Here is an 18,167-nt window from a genome sequence, read left to right as displayed (position 1 = left end):
TCTTATGGCTTCAGGCCAGCGCTTCTTCTTCGGCTTCCACAGGGTGGCGGGCTGCCTTGCCGGCCTCCTTGAAGGGGTCTAGGCCGATGCGGCGCACGGCGTCGATGAAGTGCTCTCCGGGCTGGCGCAGGTCGCGATAGGTGCTGAGCACGGCTTCGATCACATCGGGCACTTCGGCTGCACTGAACGAGGGGCCGATGACCTTGCCGGCCACGGCCGGGCCGGACAGGGTCGAGCCGTCGGAGCCGCCCAGCGTGACCTGGTACCACTCCTTGCCGTCCTTATCCACGCCCAGGATGCCGATATGGCCGCTGTGGTGGTGGCCGCAGCTGTTGATGCAACCGCTGATATGCAGATCGATCTCGCCGATGTCGTCCAGCTCGTCCAGATCCTGGTAGCGGGCCGTGATGGCGTCGGCAATCGGCAGGCTGCGGGCATTGGCCAACGCGCAGAAGTCACCGCCGGGGCAGGCGATCATGTCGGTGAGCAGCGCCACATTGGTGCTGGCCAGGCCCAGGGCCTTGGCCTCGGTCCACAGCGCATGCAGCTGGCCGACCTGCACCCAGGGCAGCATCACGTTCTGGTCGTGCGTCACGCGGGCTTCACCGGCGGAAAACTTGTCCACCAGGTGAGCCAGTGCATCGAGCTGTTCGCTTTGTGCATCGCCGGGGGCCTGGCCCACACGCTTGAAGGACAGGGTCACGGCGCGCAGACCGGCCACGCGGTGGGCGTGGACGTTGCGGGCAATCCAGCGTGCAAAGGCGGGTTCCTTGGCGGTCTGGGCAATCAGGGCCTGCTCATCGGCTGCAGCATCGACCACCACGGGCAGGGCGGGCGTGGTGAACATGGCAGACACGCGATCGAACTCGGCCTGGGGCACGGTGTGAGGGCCGCCGTCCACTTCGACGATCTGGCGGAATTCCTCTTCCACGGCATCGATATAGGCCTGGCCTTCGGCCTTGACCAGAATCTTGATGCGGGCCTTGTACTTGTTGTCGCGGCGGCCCAGCTCGTTGTAGACGCGGACGATGGCCTCGATGTAATTCATGATCTGGTTCCAGGGCAGGAACTCGCGGATCACGGTGCCGATCACGGGCGTGCGGCCCATGCCGCCACCCACGAAGACCTTGAAGCCGATCTCGCCGGCTTCGTTCTTGACCATGTGCAGGCCCACGTCATGCCAGCCTGTGGCGGCGCGGTCTTCGCTGGCGCCGGTGATGGCGATCTTGAACTTGCGTGGCAGAAACGCGAACTCGGGATGCAGCGTGGTCCACTGACGCAGAATTTCTGCGTAGGGACGGGGGTCGATGATCTCGTCGGGTGCGATACCGGCCAGCGCATCGGTGGTGGTGTTGCGGATGCAGTTGCCGCTGGTCTGGATGCCGTGCAGGTTCACCGATGCCAGCAGATCCATCACATCGGCGGACTTGCTCAGCGGAATCCAGTTGAACTGCACATTGGTGCGGGTGGTGAAGTGGGCGCAGTTCTTGGGCAGATAGGTCGTGCCCAGCTTGCCCTGGCCTTCCAGAGCCTGTTTGAAGACTTCGGCCTCTGGCTCGTCGTACTCACGGGCCACCTTGGCCAGCACGCGGATCTGGTCCGAGTTGATCTCGCCGTAGGGCACGGCTACGCGCAGCATGGGGGCATAGCGCTGCACATACCAGCCGTTTTGCAGGCGCAGCGGGCGGAAGTCGTCTTCCGTGAGCTTGCCTGCCTGCCAGCGTTGGAGCTGGTCACGGAACTGGTCGGCGCGTTGCTTGACGAACGCTTTGTCGAAATCGGTGTATTGATACATGTCTTCAGTTCTTCCGTGGAGCGGATGCCTTGCCTCGGGTGGCATTGCACTTTGATCGTTGGTCAGAACTGTAGAGAGGCTTTATATAAAAACAAACGATTATTTAGTGCTTCATATATATCTGATTGAATATGTGAAGGGCTGCCAGAACGCCCGTACGGAGCGCTTGAGCCAATTTCCTTTCTGCGCGCTTGCATTTTGTGAGCGGCCCTGCGCCGGGCATTCTCTAGAATCAAGGCTTGTTCAATGATTGAGGCGCCTGGATTGAAAGCGGGTGCCTGACTATGGAAATAGCCATACTTTTCGCTCTCATCTGTCTGAACGGCGTCTTCGCCATGTCGGAAATTGCGTTGGTCACCGCCCGCAAAACCCGCATGCAGAAACTGGTGGATGAGGGCGACAGCGGCGCGGCAGCTGCTATCAAACTGGGAGAAGATCCGACGCGTTTCCTCTCCACCATCCAGATCGGTATCACCTCCATCGGCGTGCTCAACGGCATTGTCGGCGAGGCGGCTCTGGCCGGCCCGCTGGAGAACTGGCTGATCACCGTGGGCATGACCCAGAAATATGCCGACTACCTCTCCACCGGCCTGGTGGTGGTGCTGATCACCTACTTCTCCATCGTCGTGGGCGAGCTGGTTCCCAAGCGCCTGGGTCAGACCCATCCAGAGGCCCTGGCGCGCCTGATCTCGCGCCCCATCAACTTCCTGGCCCTGGCCACCAAGCCCTTTGTCTGGCTGCTGTCGGCATCGACGCGCGGCCTGCTCAAGGTCCTGGGCGTCAAGGAGAGCAATGGCAGCGTGGTGACCGAAGAGGAAATTCAGGCCATTTTGGTGGAAGGCCACACGGCCGGCGTGATCGAGTCGCAGGAGCACACCATGGTGCGCAATGTGTTCCGTCTGGACGATCGCCAGATCGGCTCGCTGATGGTGCCGCGCAGCGATGTCATCTGTCTCGATATCGACGAGAGCCTGGAAGAGACTCTGGCCCGTGTCGAACAGGCCGACCATGCGCGCTTCCCCGTCGTGCGTGGCGATATGAACAATATCGTGGGCGTGCTCAATGCCCGCCAGTGGCTGACGCAGGCCTTGCTCAACAAGGGCAGGCAGGCGCTCAAGGACCAGCCTCTGCAGGCTGCCCTCTATGTGCCCGAGACCATTACCGGCATGGAGCTGCTGGACAACTTCCGCACCTCCGATCTGCATATGGCCTTTGTGATCGACGAGTACGGCGAGGTGCAGGGCATTGTCACGCTGCAGGACCTGATCGAGGCGATTACCGGCGAATTCCAGCCGCGTGATCCTGAAACCAGCTGGGCCGTGCAGCGCGAAGACGGCAGCTGGCTGCTGGACGGCCATATTCCCGTGCCCGAACTCAAGGACCGCCTGAGCCTGCATGCCGTGCCCGAGGAAGAGCGCGGCCGCTATCACACCCTGAGCGGCATGATCATGCTGCTGCTGGGCCGCGTGCCCACCGAGGCCGACGTGGTGGAGTGGGAAGACTGGCGCTTTGAAGTCGTGGACATGGACGGCAAGACGCTGGACAAGGTGCTGGCGACCAGACTGGAGCCCCTGGTCACCGTGGCATCGTTAAGCAGCGAATAAACCCGGCTTCAGAATCAGGCCCGAAACGGCACGCAGCATTTCTCCGTAAGCGCTGCGTGCTTTTTTTGCGAGTGGCTTACTTACCTGGGTTGCTGCAGGGAGCGACTCCACAGGCGCTGCGTACCCAGGGCCTGAGCCAGCCTGGCATCCAGCGGCAGCGGCTCGCCATGCAGGCGTGCCGCCAACAGCTCGCCGCAAAGCATGGACAGCGTCAGCCCGCGTGAGCCCAGCCCCGTCAGCACCCACAGGCCCGGTAGATCGGCTGCCGACTGCCCGGCCGGGCCTGCCAGCGGCAAACGGTCATAGGCCGCGCAACGCAGGCGCGCCCAGGTGGCGGGTCGCTGGTCAGCATCGAAGAAGGAGCGCAGCGCCTGCCTGCAGCCGGGCAGCAAAGCGGCCAGTTTTTCGCCATTGCTGGCATGGGCGACCTGCTGGTCGTCAGCGGTGGGCGGCAGCTCGGTCACATCGCGCTCGAAGGTCGATCCCATGATCCACTGGTGCGCGCCGGCCCGGTCGCTCGAGGGGAAGTCCGGCACCAGATTGCCATGACCGTTGACGGGGAAGGGCGGCATGGCCGCCAGCGTCCCTGCATCATGCTCGGCCACGCTGACCTGGCCGCGTATGGCTTGCAGCTCCCATTCCCCCGCTGCCAGGCCGCTGGCTTGCAACAAGGGCTTGGTGTCCGGACCCAGGGCCAGCACCAGCATGGGGGCTTCGGCCAGGGTCTGGCCCTGAGCATCCAGCACCTGCCAGATATTGCGCACTTCATCGCGCACCAGGCGCGAAGCTCGGGCATGGCCTTGCCAATGAATACCGGGGGCTTGCAGCAGCGCGCGCACCAGTTGTGCGGGGCGCACCCAGCCAGCCTGCTCATGCCAGACGGCCTGACTGTCTGCGGGCAGATGGGCCGCAGCCAGCTGAGCCGGCTGCACGGGCGCGCTCCAGTGCAGGCCCCAGGGGTAGGTCTCGCTTCCGGGCTGCAGCCATGACTTGGGCAGATGGGAGGGCTCGTTCAGGTCGTGCTCGAGCACGCCGCCATGGGCCCAGTCCTGTGCTGGATGCAACTTTTGCGCTTGGCTCAGTTGCTGCAGATTTTGTAGCGTTGTGCGTACGCCACTTCTGGACAAGCGCGATAGAACACTGTCATCGGGCGAAATATGCGGGCAAAACAAGCCGGCTGGCAGGCCTGAAGCTCCTGCCGCAGGCTCGGCCGCCGCATCCAGCACCGTCACTTCCCAGCCGCGCCTGGCCAGACTGGCAGCAGCGGCAGCACCCGCCAGGCCCGCACCCAGCACCAGGCAGTGGCCGGCCTGGCCCACGGGCGCAGGCAGGCCGTCCGGGCGATGGCGCGGCTCCCATGCCGGGTTGTAGGCTGCATGCAGGTTATGGCGCTTGGGCGGCACGCCAGCGTGCTTCTTGACTTCGAAACCCTGGGCCTTGAGCGCCTGGCGCACATGGCCGGCCACGCACCAGGTGGCAAGCTGCGTGCCCCGGCGGCAATGGCGGGCAATGTTCTTCATGGCATCTTCATCCCACATCTCGGGGTTGAGCTGGGGAGAGAAGCCATCCAGATACACGCTGTCCGCCGTCATTTGCTGCTTGCGCAGCATGGTCCTGGCATCGCCTATATAGAGCGTCAGCAGCACCTGGCCGTCGTCAAACGAGAGGCGATGCACGCCGGGCAGCAGTCCCCACCATTGCTCGGCCAGCTGTTCGCCAAGCGGGCGCAGCTCCTCATCGGCCGGCAAAAACGCGAGCAGATCCTCGCGCGAGACAGGGTAGGCCTCCACCGAGACAAAATGCAGAATGCGCGGGCGTCTGGGGTCGGCTTTCCATGCCGACCAGGTGACGAGGAAGTTCAGTCCGAAGCCAAAGCCGGTTTCCAGAATGCGCCACTGCGCTGTATCAGCCCAGGCGGCTGGCAGCTCGCAGCCACCGAGAAAAACCTGGCGGGCCTGGTCAAGGCCGCCCAGCTCGCTGTGATAGCGATCGCCAAATCGGGTGTTGTAGGGGGTGCCATCCGGCATCCATGTGATGGGTTCAGACATGGAAAGTGAAACTACATGGGTAACGCATGGCGCAGTCTAGGTCAGAGCAGCCAAGCAAGGGCCGCCCTGCGTAGCAAGAGAGGGGGAGTCTCGATCACTCCCAGCGCTGCTGGTACGAAAAAACCGGCAGGCGCCATTTGAAACGAATGGCGGCAAGACGGAAGGCCAGACCGCCGGCAAAACACACGATGGTGCTGATATTGGGGCTGACATCCAGATAGCGCAGGCCCAGGAACATCAGGCATACGGACAGCGACACGCTCGCATACAGCTCGCGGCGGAACACCACGGGGACCTGGTTGCAGAGCACATCGCGCAAGATGCCGCCGCTGATGCCGGTAATCATGCCGGCCATGATGATGACGATGGTGGGGTAGCCCAGCTCCAGCGCGGTATTGCAGCCAATCAGCGAAAAGGCGATCAGACCCATGGCGTCCAGCAGCAGAAACACCTGCTTGAGCCTGTGCATATGGCGTGCAATCACAGTGGTCAGCAGACCGAAGCTGATGACCAGATACACATATTCAGGGTGCTGGGTCCAGCCGATGGGGTAGTGGCCCAGCACCATGTCGCGGATGGTGCCGCCGCCCAGGGCAGTGACGAAGGCGATGACGACGACACCAAAGATATCCATATTTCGCCGCCCTGCGGCGAGTGCGCCGGACATGGCTTCGGCGGTAATGGCCACCAGATAGATGACCAGCATGACGGTGAAGTTGGAGGCCTGGAACGAGTCCAGCAAAGAGACGGAAGGAAGCATGAAGGCACTTGAAAATAGACCAGCCACTCACATCGGCGGGAGTGTCCGGCTTGCCTCTCCCGCTGTCCTTTTACCTGAGAGTTGCGCATGAGCACCTTCGCGGTGGCCATGCTTGCCCCTTCGGTGAGCCCTGCAGACTTGTGGTTGCGGGCTGCTCTCCAGTTGGCGATATCCGGGTCCTGTCAGACCCACCTGCGGTACTTATTGCCTGAGCGATTATGGGAGTTTGCGCCTTCGGCGGGAACCCTCGAAAGGCTCCGCTCTCCCGCAGGATGGGCGCGATTCTAGCCAGTTTCAGTGACTTTATTCGGGTTAATACCTGTATTAATGTGGTTCTGCGGCTGCCGAGCTGGGGCGCGGAGGCCCAGTCTGAACCCGCCGTGGCTCGCGCAAGTCCGCGTTTTCGTCTGTCAAGCCGCCCGCCATGACAAGCGGTGCTCTCGAAGGCTCGCTCATTCTTCAGGCGTTGACAGACTGCTTGGGGACGACACGAACCTGTCGTGGCACGCAGAAGCGGCCCTTTGAGCCGGTACGTGGCGGCCATGCGATTCGAACAGCCGGCTTGGAGCGTAAAACAGCTGTTAAGGACAGGCGGCGTGCAGCAACTGGTGTTGGCGATTGCCGCCGCTTCGGCATGGGTCTGTGAGTGACTCAGGTCAGCCTAAAGCCGACTTGATTGCAAGCCTGAGTGGGGGGGAGTTCAAAGCTCGGTGAGAGTTTGCACTATCAAGCTGAACGGGGCTGCTTCTGGCCGAACGCGGCCATAGCAGGCTGAGGTGGTCGGTTCAATGAGAGTGCCCATTTCGACCCGTTTCTCACGGTGGGTATCGATTGACGGGAATATTTACTCCATTGGACGCATCCAATGTGTAGATCCATCGATTGCGAAGGAGTGAATCATGGGCACAGAGCACAGCAAAATCCTCGAACGCGAGGAGGTTGCGCAGGGTACGATGGCATTTCATCTCGCCAAACCGGCGGGGTTTGATTTCCGTCCTGGACAGGCGTTTGAAATCCAGCTGCCGGGCGCGGTCCCAGGGGAGAGTAAAGAGGAGCGATGTCACGCATTCTCCATTGTCAGCGCGCCACACGAGAGTGAACTAGTGTTTGCTACGAGGATGAGGGACAGCGTTTACAAACGCGCTTTGGGAGCTCTGCCTGTAGGTGCTGAGTTGGATATCGATGGACCATTTGGTTCGCTTACCTTGCACAAAAACACCGCGCGAGCGGGTGTGCTCATCGCCGGTGGGATTGGCGTGACGCCGTTCATGAGCATGCTGCGAAACGCTGCAATGCAGCAGTCACAGCAGGATTTGCTTCTGCTGTATTCCAATCGTCGTCCAGAAGATTCGGCGTTTCTCTCTGAGCTTCAAGCTCTCGAAAAGAAGAATCCAAAATTCCGGCTCAAGGCCACCATGACGGATATGGCGCACTCTGCCGTGGATTGGAGTGGTGATACACAAACGATCGATAGAGAGTGGCTCCAGCAGGCCATTGAGGGCTTGGCTAATCCGATCTTTTATGTTGCTGGCCCACCTTCCATGGTTGCGTCAATGCAGCGGTTGCTGATATCAGCCGGTATTGATGAGGACGATGTGCGTAGTGAGGAGTTCTTTGGATATTGAATTGGCAGACTCCTCTCTGATCAAGGAGAAAGTCTGCCATGACGCATTTGGATGCAGCGGCTTGGCATCTGTCGCTAGGCTCTTACCAGTGCAGATAGAACATGGCCTTGGCCAGCAAGACAATGACCAGCACATGGCAGAACACGCTCAGATGCAATCGGTGCGAGCGTCGCCCATTGAGTTGCCCTTGGCGGCGCCACCACATGGCGCTGGCGAAGTGCGCAAGAACGCTAAGCGCCAGCGCAATCTTGAGCACCATCAGCATGCCTGTACTGCTGGCCAAGGGGTGCGCCAGTACCGAGCGGTGCTGCCAGGCCAAGCCTGCTCCCGCAGAATACAGCACTAGCAACACCCAGGGCATGACGGCGGTGGCGCGTGTCCCCAGCGCCTGCTCCACGGGGAGCATGTGCTGCTTCGGCACTCGGCTGTGCACGTTGGCGAGCAGCACGACTTCGAAGAACACTGTGCCTGCAAACGCCACGGCGGCCAGCAGGTGTAGTGTGATCAGCAGGCCATAGCTCATGTCTGGGCCTCCTTTCTTGTCAGTCGGATGGCAGGAATCAATGGCACTGCGCTGGCAGACGTTGGCGGTATCAGGTCCGCAAGAGTGAAGCCATCCAGATGCGCCATGAAGCTGTGCAGAGCTCCTTGCAACATGCCAGCGAGGCGGCAGTCGCCGGTCAGCGTGCACCGGTTGTCGTTGCCAAAGCATTCCACCAGCGTGAAGTCGGACTCTAGTCCACGTATCACTGTACCGATATGGATCTGCTTTGGTTCACGGGCGAGGCGCATGCCGCCTCCCTTTCCACGTATCGTCTCTATCCAACCCTGCAGGGCCAGTTGATGCGTGACTTTCATCAGATTTGGCTCGGAAATGCTATAAGCCTGCGCAACCTCGGAAATCGTGCACAGGCGCTCTGGCCGCTGGGCTACATGCATGAGCAGCCGCAGCGCATAGTCGGTCATCAGGGTTAGACGCATTGAGTGATCTCGTTCAAACAGATTTTCTGGACTTGCTGGCGACATGTCCTGAGGGCTGAGCCGCTGAGAGTCCAGCTGGTGGCAGGCGCGGCCGAATCAGCAAGGGTACAAATCGCCACAGGTACAAAGCAAAGGCCAGCACCCATGCAAGCGTCGAGGCATGCAGTGCGGCTTGGGGGAGCCCCGCAGGCAGAAGTGCCAGCAGGCGCAACAAAGCGGCGGCAAGCACCAGCGCATACATGACCACGATGCTCCCATCGGCGCGCAATGGTCGCCCCAGGTGGCCCAAAGCCGTACGTGTCACCATGCCGATTATCAGCACTGCAAAGCCGGCCACGCCGATCACATGGACTGGCCATGCCAAGCGCAGTACCCAGCTGCTCGCCTGGAGCGATGCCACCAGCAGGCCCGTGCCCAAGGCCGCATGACCCAGATACAGAATCCACAGCAACGGCACCTGACGCACAGCCCAGGGTTTCCAGGCCAACACCTGCCATAGGGTGATCAGCCCCGTGACAGCCAATGCGGCCACCATACCCGGCACCCATCCCAGCAACAGGCAGACAATGCAAAGCACGCCAGCCCAGAGTTGCCACTGCCCGCTGGCCGTGTGCATGGGAATCTGCAGATCCGTCACCGCCCGCATCGCGAAGAATGGAATAACGCGCCGCGCCACCAGTAGTGCAATCACAGCCATGCACAGCAGCCCTGTATAGAGGTAATGCATCAGCGTTGCGTAGTCGCTGCCTTGCCATACCGAGCGCAGAAAGAGTGCATCGGCCACGCCCAGACCCGACACCAGCAGCGGCAGGCCGTAATTGCGTCGGCTGCGTGCTGCATAGATCACCCGGCCCAGCACTACGGCAGCGGAGGCGAAAAACAGCAGTTCACACACTACGGCAAAAGCAAAAGCTGTATCACCCACCACCAGGAAACCCGCGCGCGCCAGCAGCCACAGTGCGCACAACCCGCCCAGCGCCCGGCCCTGCATAGGGTTGCTTCCAGTCCAGTTGCTAGCCGCCGTGAGCAGAAAGCCCACGGCAATCGTCGCCACAAAGGCCCACAGCATCTCGTGCGCATGCCACAGCACGCCGCCCAAACGCCCCGCAAGCCACTGTGGCGCGAACACCCACAGCGCGACCGACACCGCAGCCCACAGACAACCGGCCATGTACAAGGGCCTGAAGCCAAGCTCCAGTAAGGCTTTCCACTGGGGTGCAGGTGTCTTGGGTTTGGGCACAGACCCCATCGGCTCCTCGATCTGCAGCAGCTCAGACATGGCTCACCACCGCCGGTAGTGCCTTGGGATCACGGCTCATCTGGTAGCCCGACCACAGGCTCTGTGCAATACGGCGCGCCGCCTGGCACGCTTGATCGGCCATGGCGCGGTTGGGTTGCTCGGCCAGCGTGATCTCGAACAGGCCCAGCCAGCGCTCAAACAGCTCTTGGCTTAGACCCGGTAGCGCAGCATGCTTGGGCATAGGGGCCCCTGAAAAGCGTGCTGTGCGTCGCAAAATGGCCGACCAGAAATCCACCAGCTTGGTCAGATGATGGTCCCAGTCCGCTATACGTGCATCGAAGATGGGGCCGAGCACCTCGTCCTGGCGTATTCGCGCATAGAAGGAGTGCACCAAGCTGACGACTTCCTCTTCAGTGCAAAGCTCATGAATCCTCATTGCACAATTCCTTTCGCTGTCGTAGCTGTACATAAGATTCATTAGTTATGTATCTTATAACTGGGCATGTCTCTAGGTGCATGGTGTTGTTTCATAAATCAGCGCCGGGCCATACTACCCATGACCCCAGACGTGGCTATGCCGCAGCCATCGTCTGCGGGCAGCCCAGCTCAGTGAACCGATTGAAAAGAGCGGCTCGGATATGAAGTTCTTTGACCTGCCGCTCGAGCGTACGTGACATCATCTGTTCACCGAGTCGCTTGATGCAGTGGCTCCTGGTCTCCACCAGGCTGCATCGGTGATACCCACTCTGGCACTTGCATCGTTTGCGCCCGAAGCGCTTGCAGGCGGCGATAGCCGCATTGCGGTAAGCGCCCGTTTCCTTCCCTTCTGGCATAAGCACCCAAAGGTCGGTTAATTAGCACTTTGCGACTGAAGAAGGCTCTTTTGGCAGTGGTTTGATTGCGCTTGAATTCAGCTTCCCCTATAGGTCAGCTGGTGAGCTTGAAGTATTGAGAGCCGGTCGGCTTGGAAAAACCTCTGACCGACTGTTCTTGGCCGGGAGCGTGAGGTCCACATGAGTCCCCGGAGCAGGCGCTCGATGTGAACGGCAAGTCATCCAGTGACTGTTTTTGGGGACATGAGTGAAATGGAACTCTCGGCCAAAAGCGGACTGCGAAGCAAAGGACAAGTGACCACATAAAGCACGGTTCATATCATCCGACTGGCAACCGCACGATGACAATTTCCTCGATGCGCTCATTTTTGTAAACGACCCATATCGTAGGCAACACACGTAACGCTTCATGTAGATGGCTCACCCACGTTACCCAGGCTGGCACATCAACTCTGGCAATCAACTCATTGACTGGTAGCTGCCGCAAAGCATTGAGCGCGTCAACAAGGGCCGAGTAGCCGTGAACTCGATATGTGCGCTGGCCCATGGGACGTGTTTCGTTTCATTTGGCTACTGTTAGCCAAACTTCATGGACTAAAGTCGTTCGTTTAGCTAATTATCGAGAGTCAACTGAGGGTCGGTCTGAGCTGGTGCTACCAGCTAGAAGCAGTCACATCCTGCCCTTGCCATGCCTCGATTCATATTGATCCAAGTGAAAAAATTCATTGAACCCTTCATTGGGGGATACCGCATGAAAGCAGTTATCCCATTCTGCATTGCCTCCCTGTGCTCCGTAGTATCTGCTCAGACCAACGTACCCTCGGGCCGCATAGTCCCGACTCCCATCTACGGTGTCACCGTGGATGATGTGAGCAGGCTTGGCGACATCACGCGCAGCCTGTCGTCGCTGGCCTACCGGCCTACCACGCGCATCGTCTTCGATGAGTTCGTGAACCCGGACTATTACCGCAAGCCAGCAGTGGAAATCTCCAAGGTTTCCTATGTGATGGGTGAGATATTGGACTCGTACTACGTCAAGCAGTACAGCGTGGATGCGTACATTCAACGGACTAATCAATACCTCAATGCGTTGTCGGATGTAGTGGATATCTGGGAAGTAGCCAACGAGGTCAACGGCGAGTGGCTGGGGGCCAATGCCGATGTGGTGGCGAAGATGACCAATGCCTACAACATCGTGAAGGCACAGAACAAGACGGCCGCGATCACGCTCTACTACAACCAGGGCTGCTGGTCTCAATCCTCCAATGAAATGTTCAAGTGGGCCGAGACCAATGTCCCTGCCTACATGAAGCAGGGCCTGGATTACGTCTGGATTTCCTACTATGAGGATGACTGCAATGGACTCAAGCCCAACTGGCAGCAGGTGTTTGACAAGCTGCGCGTGATGTTCCCCAATTCCAAGATCGGGTTCGGGGAAGTGGGTACCTCACGCAAAGCCAAGAAGGCCGAGTACCTGACCCGCTATTACACGATGAAGATCACTACCCCGAATTACGTGGGCGGTCACTTCTGGTGGTACTTCAGGCAGGACATGGTGCCCGTCACCAAGGAGCTGTGGACTACCCTGAATACGGCGATCAAGGCGGAGCCCCGGTAGGTCAGTGAAGCCTCCTCGTTTTCCTGCACCACCTAGAAGCAGAGGTTGGGGAAACGTTTGACACGATACGCGACCAGCGGAATCCGGCCTATCGATTCATGTGGGCGAGGGGGGGTGTAGCGATGCAGCCAGCCCTCGGTCATCGAGCGCACTTCCTGCAACGATTCAAAGACATAGCAGTCGAGCACCTTCGTTCTGTACGGGTCGATTGAAATGGGTGTACCGGCAACATTGATCATCTGTACCAAATGCTCGCTATCAGTGCGCCGACAGCTTCGATCAAGGATTGGCTGAGGATGATCATCCCTGGCTACCGCGGTCGCTCCCTAGCAGGCTCCTTTCGGCCAGAGGCAGTCAGCCGCTTGGTGCACTTCAGCGTTTGGTGCAGGCTCATCAGAGCTATTCAGGGCCCTAGGCCTGAGCCACAGCAATCTCCAGCACCTGCCGTTGAGCACCGTCTGCCTCGCAGGGCCGCGTCACTCACAGAACCGGTCACTCGATTGCGTGGTTATCGGAGTATCTCAACGAAGGATCGCTTCAGTGTGCCTCGACAGGCTTGTGTAGACCCCAAGCAGTCATTTTTCCGATGACTCTGCGCCTACACATGCAGCCGCATCCCGGTAGTTTTGCTCTATGTTTTCAATCGCGCTGGCCAAGATCGCAGAATCTTGCACATCTAGGCCACCAAGGCGCAACGCATGAACTTGCTGTTCAAAAACTGCTGTGAGGACTACCCAACAAACTGACCTATCTCTATCGCTATGCTCGCCGCATCTCCACAGCCCTTTTTCAGCAATTACCAAGAAGACCCTGCACTGTCTTTTCGGGCGTAAATATAACCACCCTTTCAGAGATTTTTTCAGCCTCTCCTCCCACCAGCTTTCTGGGGGCAGCAGCGGTTATGTCCGGCTTTAGATCCTGTCAATTGGTGTAATAAACCTCGTCTCCTCATCGCCCACCGTCAGCAGACGGTGGACTTTTCAAGACTCGGCCGATTTGCCCTACCCAAGAGCGCGCTGCACGGCTGCTCCTGCCTCATCTAGCAGCCGGCGTGCTGCTTGTGTCAGCCCCAGCATGTGGATGCAGGCATGAGCCATGCCCGGCAACCGCAGAGCCGTTACGGGGACGTCTTCATTCTGCAGGCGCCGAGCATAGGCCTCAGCCTCGTCACGCAGCGGATCGTACTCGCAGCTGATCACCGTAGCCGGCGGCAAGCCGGCCAAGCTTGCGGCGTGCAGCGGGGACACCTGCTCCAGCCGTTGCAGGGCAGGATCTGCGAGGTAGGCTTGATAGCAATACGCCATTGCCGAGCGGCTCAGGTAGTAACCCTCGCCGAACAGGTCAAAAGATGGCGAGTCCATGGCTGCATCGAGTGCCGGATACAGCAGCAGTTGATGGGCAATGGCCGGAGCTCCGGCCGGACCCCAGCCGTCGCTATGCCGCGCAAGCAGACAGGCGGCAGCAGCAAGATTGCCACCCGCACTGTCCCCGGCCACGGCGATGCGCTTGCGGTCCAGTCCCAGTCTTTCTGCCTGCTCGAAGCTCCATTTCAAGGCGTCGCAGAAGTCTTGCAGCGGCACCGGAAAGCGGTGCTCGGGCGCCAGCCGATAGTCCACCGAGATCACCACCGCCCCCGTCGCCACGGTGAGCGCGCGGCAGGGATTGTCATACAGCTCCATGGACCCGAGACACCAGCCCCCTCCATGGGCAAAGACCAGGGCGGGCTGGGGTGCGTCGGGTGCCGATGGCCAGTAAACACGCAGGCGCAGCGGAGCACCGTCGCGCGCGCGCAGCGTGAAATCCCCCGAGCGCGCAACGGCTTCAGCTGGGCCATGCAGCGCACGCAGCTCGAGCTCAGTGGCCTGCCTCATCTGCGCCAGCGTGGGCGGCATCTGGGGCTGTGGCATTTGTGCCTGCTCCCGCAGATAGCGGGCGATGTCTGCATCGAGGGCCATGGTCATCGTGTCCTTTGCAGAAAGGGCAGCAGTTCAGCAATGAAGGCTTGTGGAGCCTCCTCCATGATGAAATGGCCGCAGCCGGGCACGACCACGCCGGACAGATCATGGGCATGCCCGCGCAAGGTGGCCAGCGGCGCATCGCCTGTGGCGTGCTCGGCGCCTATGGCAAGCACCGGCATGCGCAGCGGGCGCTGTGCGCGCTCACGATTCTGTCGAATGGTCTCTGGAATCGCCCGGTAATAGGCAAAGCCGCCGCGCAGCCCGCCCGGTGCCGCATAGGCGTCGACGTAGACATCGACGGCCACGCTGTCGCGCCGCAGCGACCATCGATTGAACATGAATTCCAGATAGGCGCGTTCGCGGCCCGCGATCAGGGTCTCGGGCAGATCGGCCAGTTGATTGAACATGAAGTGCCAAAGAAAGATGCTCTGCTCGGGCGGTGCGAAGATACCGGGCTCAGGCGCCAAGCCAGGTATCACGGCCTCCGTCAACGCCAACGACTGCACGGCCTGGGGCTGGTCGCTGGCCAGGGCATAGGCCACCCACATTCCCACATCGTGGCCCGCGACCTGGTAGCGCTCGTGGCCCAGCGCCAGCATGGTGCGGTGCATGGTCTGCGCGATGGAGCCCGTGTCGTAGCCCGTCTCAGGCCGATCCGAAAAACCGGTGCCCGGCGGATCGACGGCAATTGCCTGAAAACCTTGCGCAGCCAGCGCTTGCATGACATGGCGCCAGGCATACCAGGTCTGGGGCCAGCCCGGGATCAGCAGTACCGGCGAGCCCTGGCCGGCCATGATGCAGTGGATGCGGCGGCCGTCGATGCGCACATAGTCGTGCGTGAAATCATCCTGGGCGTGCGCAAGGGTGGAGGGTAAAGCATTCATGGGTCTGTTTCCTTGTTCGAATCGGAAGCCGGGGATGCATCAGGCGATGCCGAGCATGGTGTTGATCTGGCGCTGGTCCACAGGGGCACCGGCGAAGTCGTCAAAGATCTTGTCGGTGACTCGGATGATGTGGCGGTTGATGAAGTCCACGCCTTCGCGTGCGCCGTCCTCCTGATCCTTGAGGCAGCACTCCCATTCCAGCGATGCCCAGCCCTGGAAGTTGTACTGGGCGAACTTGGAGAAGATGGTCTTGAAGTCCACCTGCCCGTCACCCAAAGAACGGAAGCGCCCCGCCCGTTCGAGCCACGAGGAATAGCCGCCGTAGATGCCCTGGCGCCCGCTGGGCAGGAATTCCGCGTCCTTCACATGGAACATGCGGATGTGCTCGCGGTAGATGTCGATGTAGTCGAGATAGTCCAGCTGCTGCAGCACGAAGTGGCTGGGATCGAACAGTATCTTGCAGCGCTCATGCTGGCCGACCAGTTCATGGAAGCGCTCGAAGCTCGTGCCGTCGTGCAGGTCCTCGCTGGGGTGGATCTCGTAGCACAGGTTCACGCCCTGCTCGTCGCAGGCGTCCAGGATGGGGCGCCAGCGGCGCGCCAACTCCTCGAAGGCGGTCTCGATGAGGCCCGCCGGGCGCTGCGGGAACGGGAACAGATAGGGCCAGGCGAAGGAGCCCGAGAACGTACCCATCTCCGTCAGGCCCATGCGGCGTGAGGCGCGGGCCGAGCGCTTGAGCTGCTCCAGCGCCCAGGCCGTGCGCGCCTGGGGGTTGCCGCGCAGGGCCTCGGGGGCGAAGCTGTCGCACATTGCGTCGTAGGCAGGATGCACGGCGACGAGCTGGCCGAAGATGTGCGTGGTCAGCTCGCTGGCCACCAGGCCGTGCGAGGCGAGCATGCCGTTGACATCTTCGCAATAGCTCTGGCTCTGCGCAGCCGTGCTCAGATCGAATAGGCGCGAATCCCAAGCAGGAATCTGCAAAGCCTTGAAGCCCACGCCCGCGGCCCATCGCGCAATGTCCTCCAGCGAATTGAACGGTGCCTTGTCATCGGCGAACTGCGCAAGATGAAGGCTTGGCCCCTTGATTGTCTGCATGTGTTTTTCCTCGCTTTGATGTATTGTTTGTCAATCGACAAAGAATATTATCACGCAAATGCAGTCTTTTTCGACAGGTAGGTGTGCTGCGGCGTGGATGACACGCCGCTAAGATGCCGCACCGACTTTTGAGAGGAACAAGGAAGATGGCTGGAAGACCCAGGGAATTTGATAGGGACCAGGCGCTGGAGCGCGCCATGCTGGCGTTTTGGCAGCGTGGTTACGAGGGCACATCCATGGCCGACCTGGTCCAGGCCATGGGCATCGCCTCGGCCCGCATTTATGCTGCCTTTGGCAGCAAGCAGGCACTGTTCCGCGAAGCCATACAACGCTATGAGTCCGGGGCCGGCTGCTTTGCCGATCGGGCCCTGGCTGAAGAGTCACTGGTGCGTGAAGCCATCTCACGCATGCTGCGCGATGCGGCGACCACCTATACGGAACCAAGCCGGCCACAAGGTTGCATGGTTGTCATGGCTGCGACCAATTTCGCGCAAGAGAACGAGGAAGTTGCAGCCTGGCTTGCCGTGCACCGTAGCGAGCGAACGCAGTCCATCATCAACCGACTGCAACGCGCAATGGACGAAGGTGAGTTGCGACAAGACGCAGATGTGCAGGCTCTTGGCGACTTCTACGCCACACAGTTGCATGGCATCTCAGTACAGGCCCGTGACGGCATATCGCGCTCGCGCCTGCTGGCGGCCTCAGCGGCGGCCATCGGCGTGCTGGATCAAGCTTTGCGCCAGGCTGCTTGAACCAGAGTCCCATTGGAGCACTACAAGTACCAAAGGTGATCCTCGTCCATCAGTCAACCGCAAATCCTTTGCCTCCTGAAGCTATCCGGAAGCCTCAAGCGCATGACGGGCAATACGAGAACGACAGCCTAGTGAAAAACAACTGGCTCAGTCGTACCGATGCGATGCATGGAATTGAGCGCATTGAGGCCTTCTTTCAGGGCAACGCTTATGGCATGCATCGACACGACACTTATGCCATCGGCTGCACGATGGCAGGGGTGCAAGCCTTTCGATACCGAGGCGCTCACCGACAGAGCCTGCCAGGCCACACCATGGTGCTGCATCCCGATGAAGCGCATGACGGTCAAGCAGGAACTGAGGACGGATTTCATTACCGCATGATTTATGTGAATCCGGCGTTAATTCAGGAGGTATTCCGAGGGCTGGAGCTCCCCTACATAGAAGGCGGTATCACGCAATCCCAACGTCTTCTGGTGGCCACCAAAGCCATGCTGGACAACCAGCAGGGGCCAACTAACTCAATGGAAGAAATGGACGCCATTGTGGAGCTTGCTCTCGCGCTCCATGCCGAAGCAGGCTGTACCAGAGGGCAGCGTGCCAGGGACTTCGAGAGCACCAAACTGGCTCATGATTTTTTGTGTGACGTTTGGCAATCCACCATCTCGGTGGAGGATCTCAGTGTCGTCACAGGGCGGAACCGCTGGAGTCTGTCGCGCGATTTCCGCATGTTCTATGGCACTAGCCCTTCGCGATTTTTGATCTTGCGCAAGCTTGATGTGGCACGACAACGCATGCTCTCAGGGGCTTCGCTCGCAGATGCGGCTGCATCCACCGGGTTTGCGGACCAGGCTCATATGACACGTCATTTCACCCAGACCTTTGGCATCTCGCCTGGACGATGGTTGCGGATGATGTGCAACCACACATCCATGTCTTCTGGCGCACAAACGTTCAAGATCTAACAGCTTGCT

General features: G+C 60.2%; 17 protein-coding genes, 1 pseudogene and 2 riboswitches. Of the genes and pseudogenes, 5 read left to right on the top strand and 13 right to left on the bottom strand.

Translation table 11 applies throughout. The features are described from left to right. Positions 1 to 10: 10 nt before the first annotated feature. On the bottom strand, positions 11 to 1,795 hold the full coding sequence (locus F0P97_RS18610; protein ID WP_182283465.1) for a nitrite/sulfite reductase: 1,785 nt from the start codon (positions 1,793 to 1,795) through the stop codon (positions 11 to 13). A gap of 284 nt (positions 1,796 to 2,079) precedes the next feature. Here F0P97_RS18610 and F0P97_RS18605 point away from each other — a divergent pair, with 284 nt between their 5' ends. After that, a complete protein-coding gene (locus tag F0P97_RS18605) occupies positions 2,080 to 3,399 on the top strand; it encodes a hemolysin family protein (RefSeq protein WP_182283464.1) in 1,320 nt (439 codons plus the stop codon). 80 nt (positions 3,400 to 3,479) lie between these two features. Here the strand turns inward: F0P97_RS18605 and mnmC are convergent, their stop codons facing one another. Together mnmC and F0P97_RS18595 are read right to left on the bottom strand one after the other, a co-directional pair. Continuing rightward, positions 3,480 to 5,426: an FAD-dependent 5-carboxymethylaminomethyl-2-thiouridine(34) oxidoreductase MnmC gene (mnmC, locus tag F0P97_RS18600; protein ID WP_182287248.1), complete on the bottom strand. Its 1,947-nt coding sequence runs from the start codon at positions 5,424 to 5,426 to the stop codon at positions 3,480 to 3,482. 115 nt (positions 5,427 to 5,541) lie between these two features. Then, the gene (locus F0P97_RS18595) at positions 5,542 to 6,207 is read right to left on the bottom strand and encodes a trimeric intracellular cation channel family protein (RefSeq protein WP_003069687.1); all 666 of its coding nucleotides are present in this window, start codon (positions 6,205 to 6,207) and stop codon (positions 5,542 to 5,544) included. 52 nt (positions 6,208 to 6,259) lie between these two features. Then, a riboswitch (glycine riboswitch) is annotated at positions 6,260 to 6,379 on the bottom strand. 13 nt (positions 6,380 to 6,392) lie between these two features. Beyond that, positions 6,393 to 6,485: riboswitch (glycine riboswitch) on the bottom strand. Positions 6,486 to 7,106: 621 nt separating this feature from the next. Between F0P97_RS18595 and F0P97_RS18590 the strand changes: the two genes are divergently transcribed. After that, positions 7,107 to 7,832, top strand: a complete 726-nt coding sequence (locus F0P97_RS18590) for a ferredoxin--NADP reductase (RefSeq protein ID WP_182283463.1) — start codon at positions 7,107 to 7,109, stop codon at positions 7,830 to 7,832. Between the two features lie 82 nt (positions 7,833 to 7,914). Here F0P97_RS18590 and F0P97_RS18585 read toward each other — a convergent pair whose 3' ends face one another. From F0P97_RS18585 to F0P97_RS18560, 6 genes and pseudogenes are all read right to left on the bottom strand, one after another. Further along, complete coding sequence (locus tag F0P97_RS18585; protein WP_182283462.1) at positions 7,915 to 8,355, bottom strand: CopD family copper resistance protein; 441 nt, start codon at positions 8,353 to 8,355, stop codon at positions 7,915 to 7,917. After that, entirely contained in the window at positions 8,352 to 8,813 is a 462-nt protein-coding gene (locus F0P97_RS18580) for an RrF2 family transcriptional regulator (protein WP_182283461.1), read from the bottom strand. Before F0P97_RS18580 ends, F0P97_RS18585 begins: the two co-directional genes overlap by 4 nt. Positions 8,814 to 8,826: 13 nt before the next feature. Continuing rightward, a complete protein-coding gene (locus F0P97_RS18575; RefSeq protein WP_182283460.1) occupies positions 8,827 to 10,092 on the bottom strand; it encodes an NnrS family protein in 1,266 nt (421 codons plus the stop codon). Then, the gene (locus F0P97_RS18570) at positions 10,085 to 10,489 is read right to left on the bottom strand and encodes a group III truncated hemoglobin (RefSeq protein WP_182283459.1); all 405 of its coding nucleotides are present in this window, start codon (positions 10,487 to 10,489) and stop codon (positions 10,085 to 10,087) included. The genes F0P97_RS18575 and F0P97_RS18570 overlap by 8 nt, the downstream gene beginning before the upstream one ends. Before the next feature lie 136 nt (positions 10,490 to 10,625). After that, positions 10,626 to 10,862: pseudogene (locus F0P97_RS18565) on the bottom strand (IS5/IS1182 family transposase); the annotation flags it as partial. A gap of 343 nt (positions 10,863 to 11,205) precedes the next feature. Further along, positions 11,206 to 11,433, bottom strand: a complete 228-nt coding sequence (locus F0P97_RS18560) for a hypothetical protein (RefSeq protein WP_182283458.1) — start codon at positions 11,431 to 11,433, stop codon at positions 11,206 to 11,208. A gap of 204 nt (positions 11,434 to 11,637) precedes the next feature. Between F0P97_RS18560 and F0P97_RS18555 the strand changes: the two genes are divergently transcribed. Then, the gene (locus tag F0P97_RS18555) at positions 11,638 to 12,504 is read left to right on the top strand and encodes a hypothetical protein (protein WP_182283457.1); all 867 of its coding nucleotides are present in this window, start codon (positions 11,638 to 11,640) and stop codon (positions 12,502 to 12,504) included. 32 nt (positions 12,505 to 12,536) lie between these two features. Here F0P97_RS18555 and F0P97_RS18550 read toward each other — a convergent pair whose 3' ends face one another. From F0P97_RS18550 to F0P97_RS18535, 4 genes are all read right to left on the bottom strand, one after another. Further along, on the bottom strand, positions 12,537 to 12,743 hold the full coding sequence (locus F0P97_RS18550) for an integrase core domain-containing protein (RefSeq protein WP_182283456.1): 207 nt from the start codon (positions 12,741 to 12,743) through the stop codon (positions 12,537 to 12,539). A gap of 762 nt (positions 12,744 to 13,505) precedes the next feature. Continuing rightward, positions 13,506 to 14,459: an alpha/beta hydrolase gene (locus F0P97_RS18545; RefSeq protein ID WP_182283455.1), complete on the bottom strand. Its 954-nt coding sequence runs from the start codon at positions 14,457 to 14,459 to the stop codon at positions 13,506 to 13,508. 2 nt (positions 14,460 to 14,461) lie between these two features. Beyond that, positions 14,462 to 15,346 (bottom strand): alpha/beta fold hydrolase, encoded by an 885-nt coding sequence (locus F0P97_RS18540; RefSeq protein WP_182283454.1) that lies wholly within the window; start codon positions 15,344 to 15,346, stop codon positions 14,462 to 14,464. A gap of 39 nt (positions 15,347 to 15,385) precedes the next feature. Further along, positions 15,386 to 16,441, bottom strand: a complete 1,056-nt coding sequence (locus tag F0P97_RS18535) for a sugar phosphate isomerase/epimerase family protein (protein ID WP_182283453.1) — start codon at positions 16,439 to 16,441, stop codon at positions 15,386 to 15,388. 146 nt (positions 16,442 to 16,587) lie between these two features. Here F0P97_RS18535 and F0P97_RS18530 point away from each other — a divergent pair, with 146 nt between their 5' ends. Together F0P97_RS18530 and F0P97_RS18525 are read left to right on the top strand one after the other, a co-directional pair. Then, positions 16,588 to 17,193: a TetR/AcrR family transcriptional regulator gene (locus F0P97_RS18530; RefSeq protein WP_182283452.1), complete on the top strand. Its 606-nt coding sequence runs from the start codon at positions 16,588 to 16,590 to the stop codon at positions 17,191 to 17,193. A gap of 35 nt (positions 17,194 to 17,228) precedes the next feature. Next, positions 17,229 to 18,158, top strand: coding sequence for an AraC family transcriptional regulator (locus tag F0P97_RS18525; protein WP_232537989.1), 930 nt, complete (start codon positions 17,229 to 17,231; stop codon positions 18,156 to 18,158). Positions 18,159 to 18,167 lie beyond the last annotated feature (9 nt).

Origin of the sequence: Comamonas testosteroni (assembly GCF_014076415.1) — a bacterium.
Taxonomy (GTDB): domain Bacteria; phylum Pseudomonadota; class Gammaproteobacteria; order Burkholderiales; family Burkholderiaceae_C; genus Comamonas; species Comamonas testosteroni_F.
This window is presented reverse-complemented; position numbering and strand designations above follow the sequence as displayed.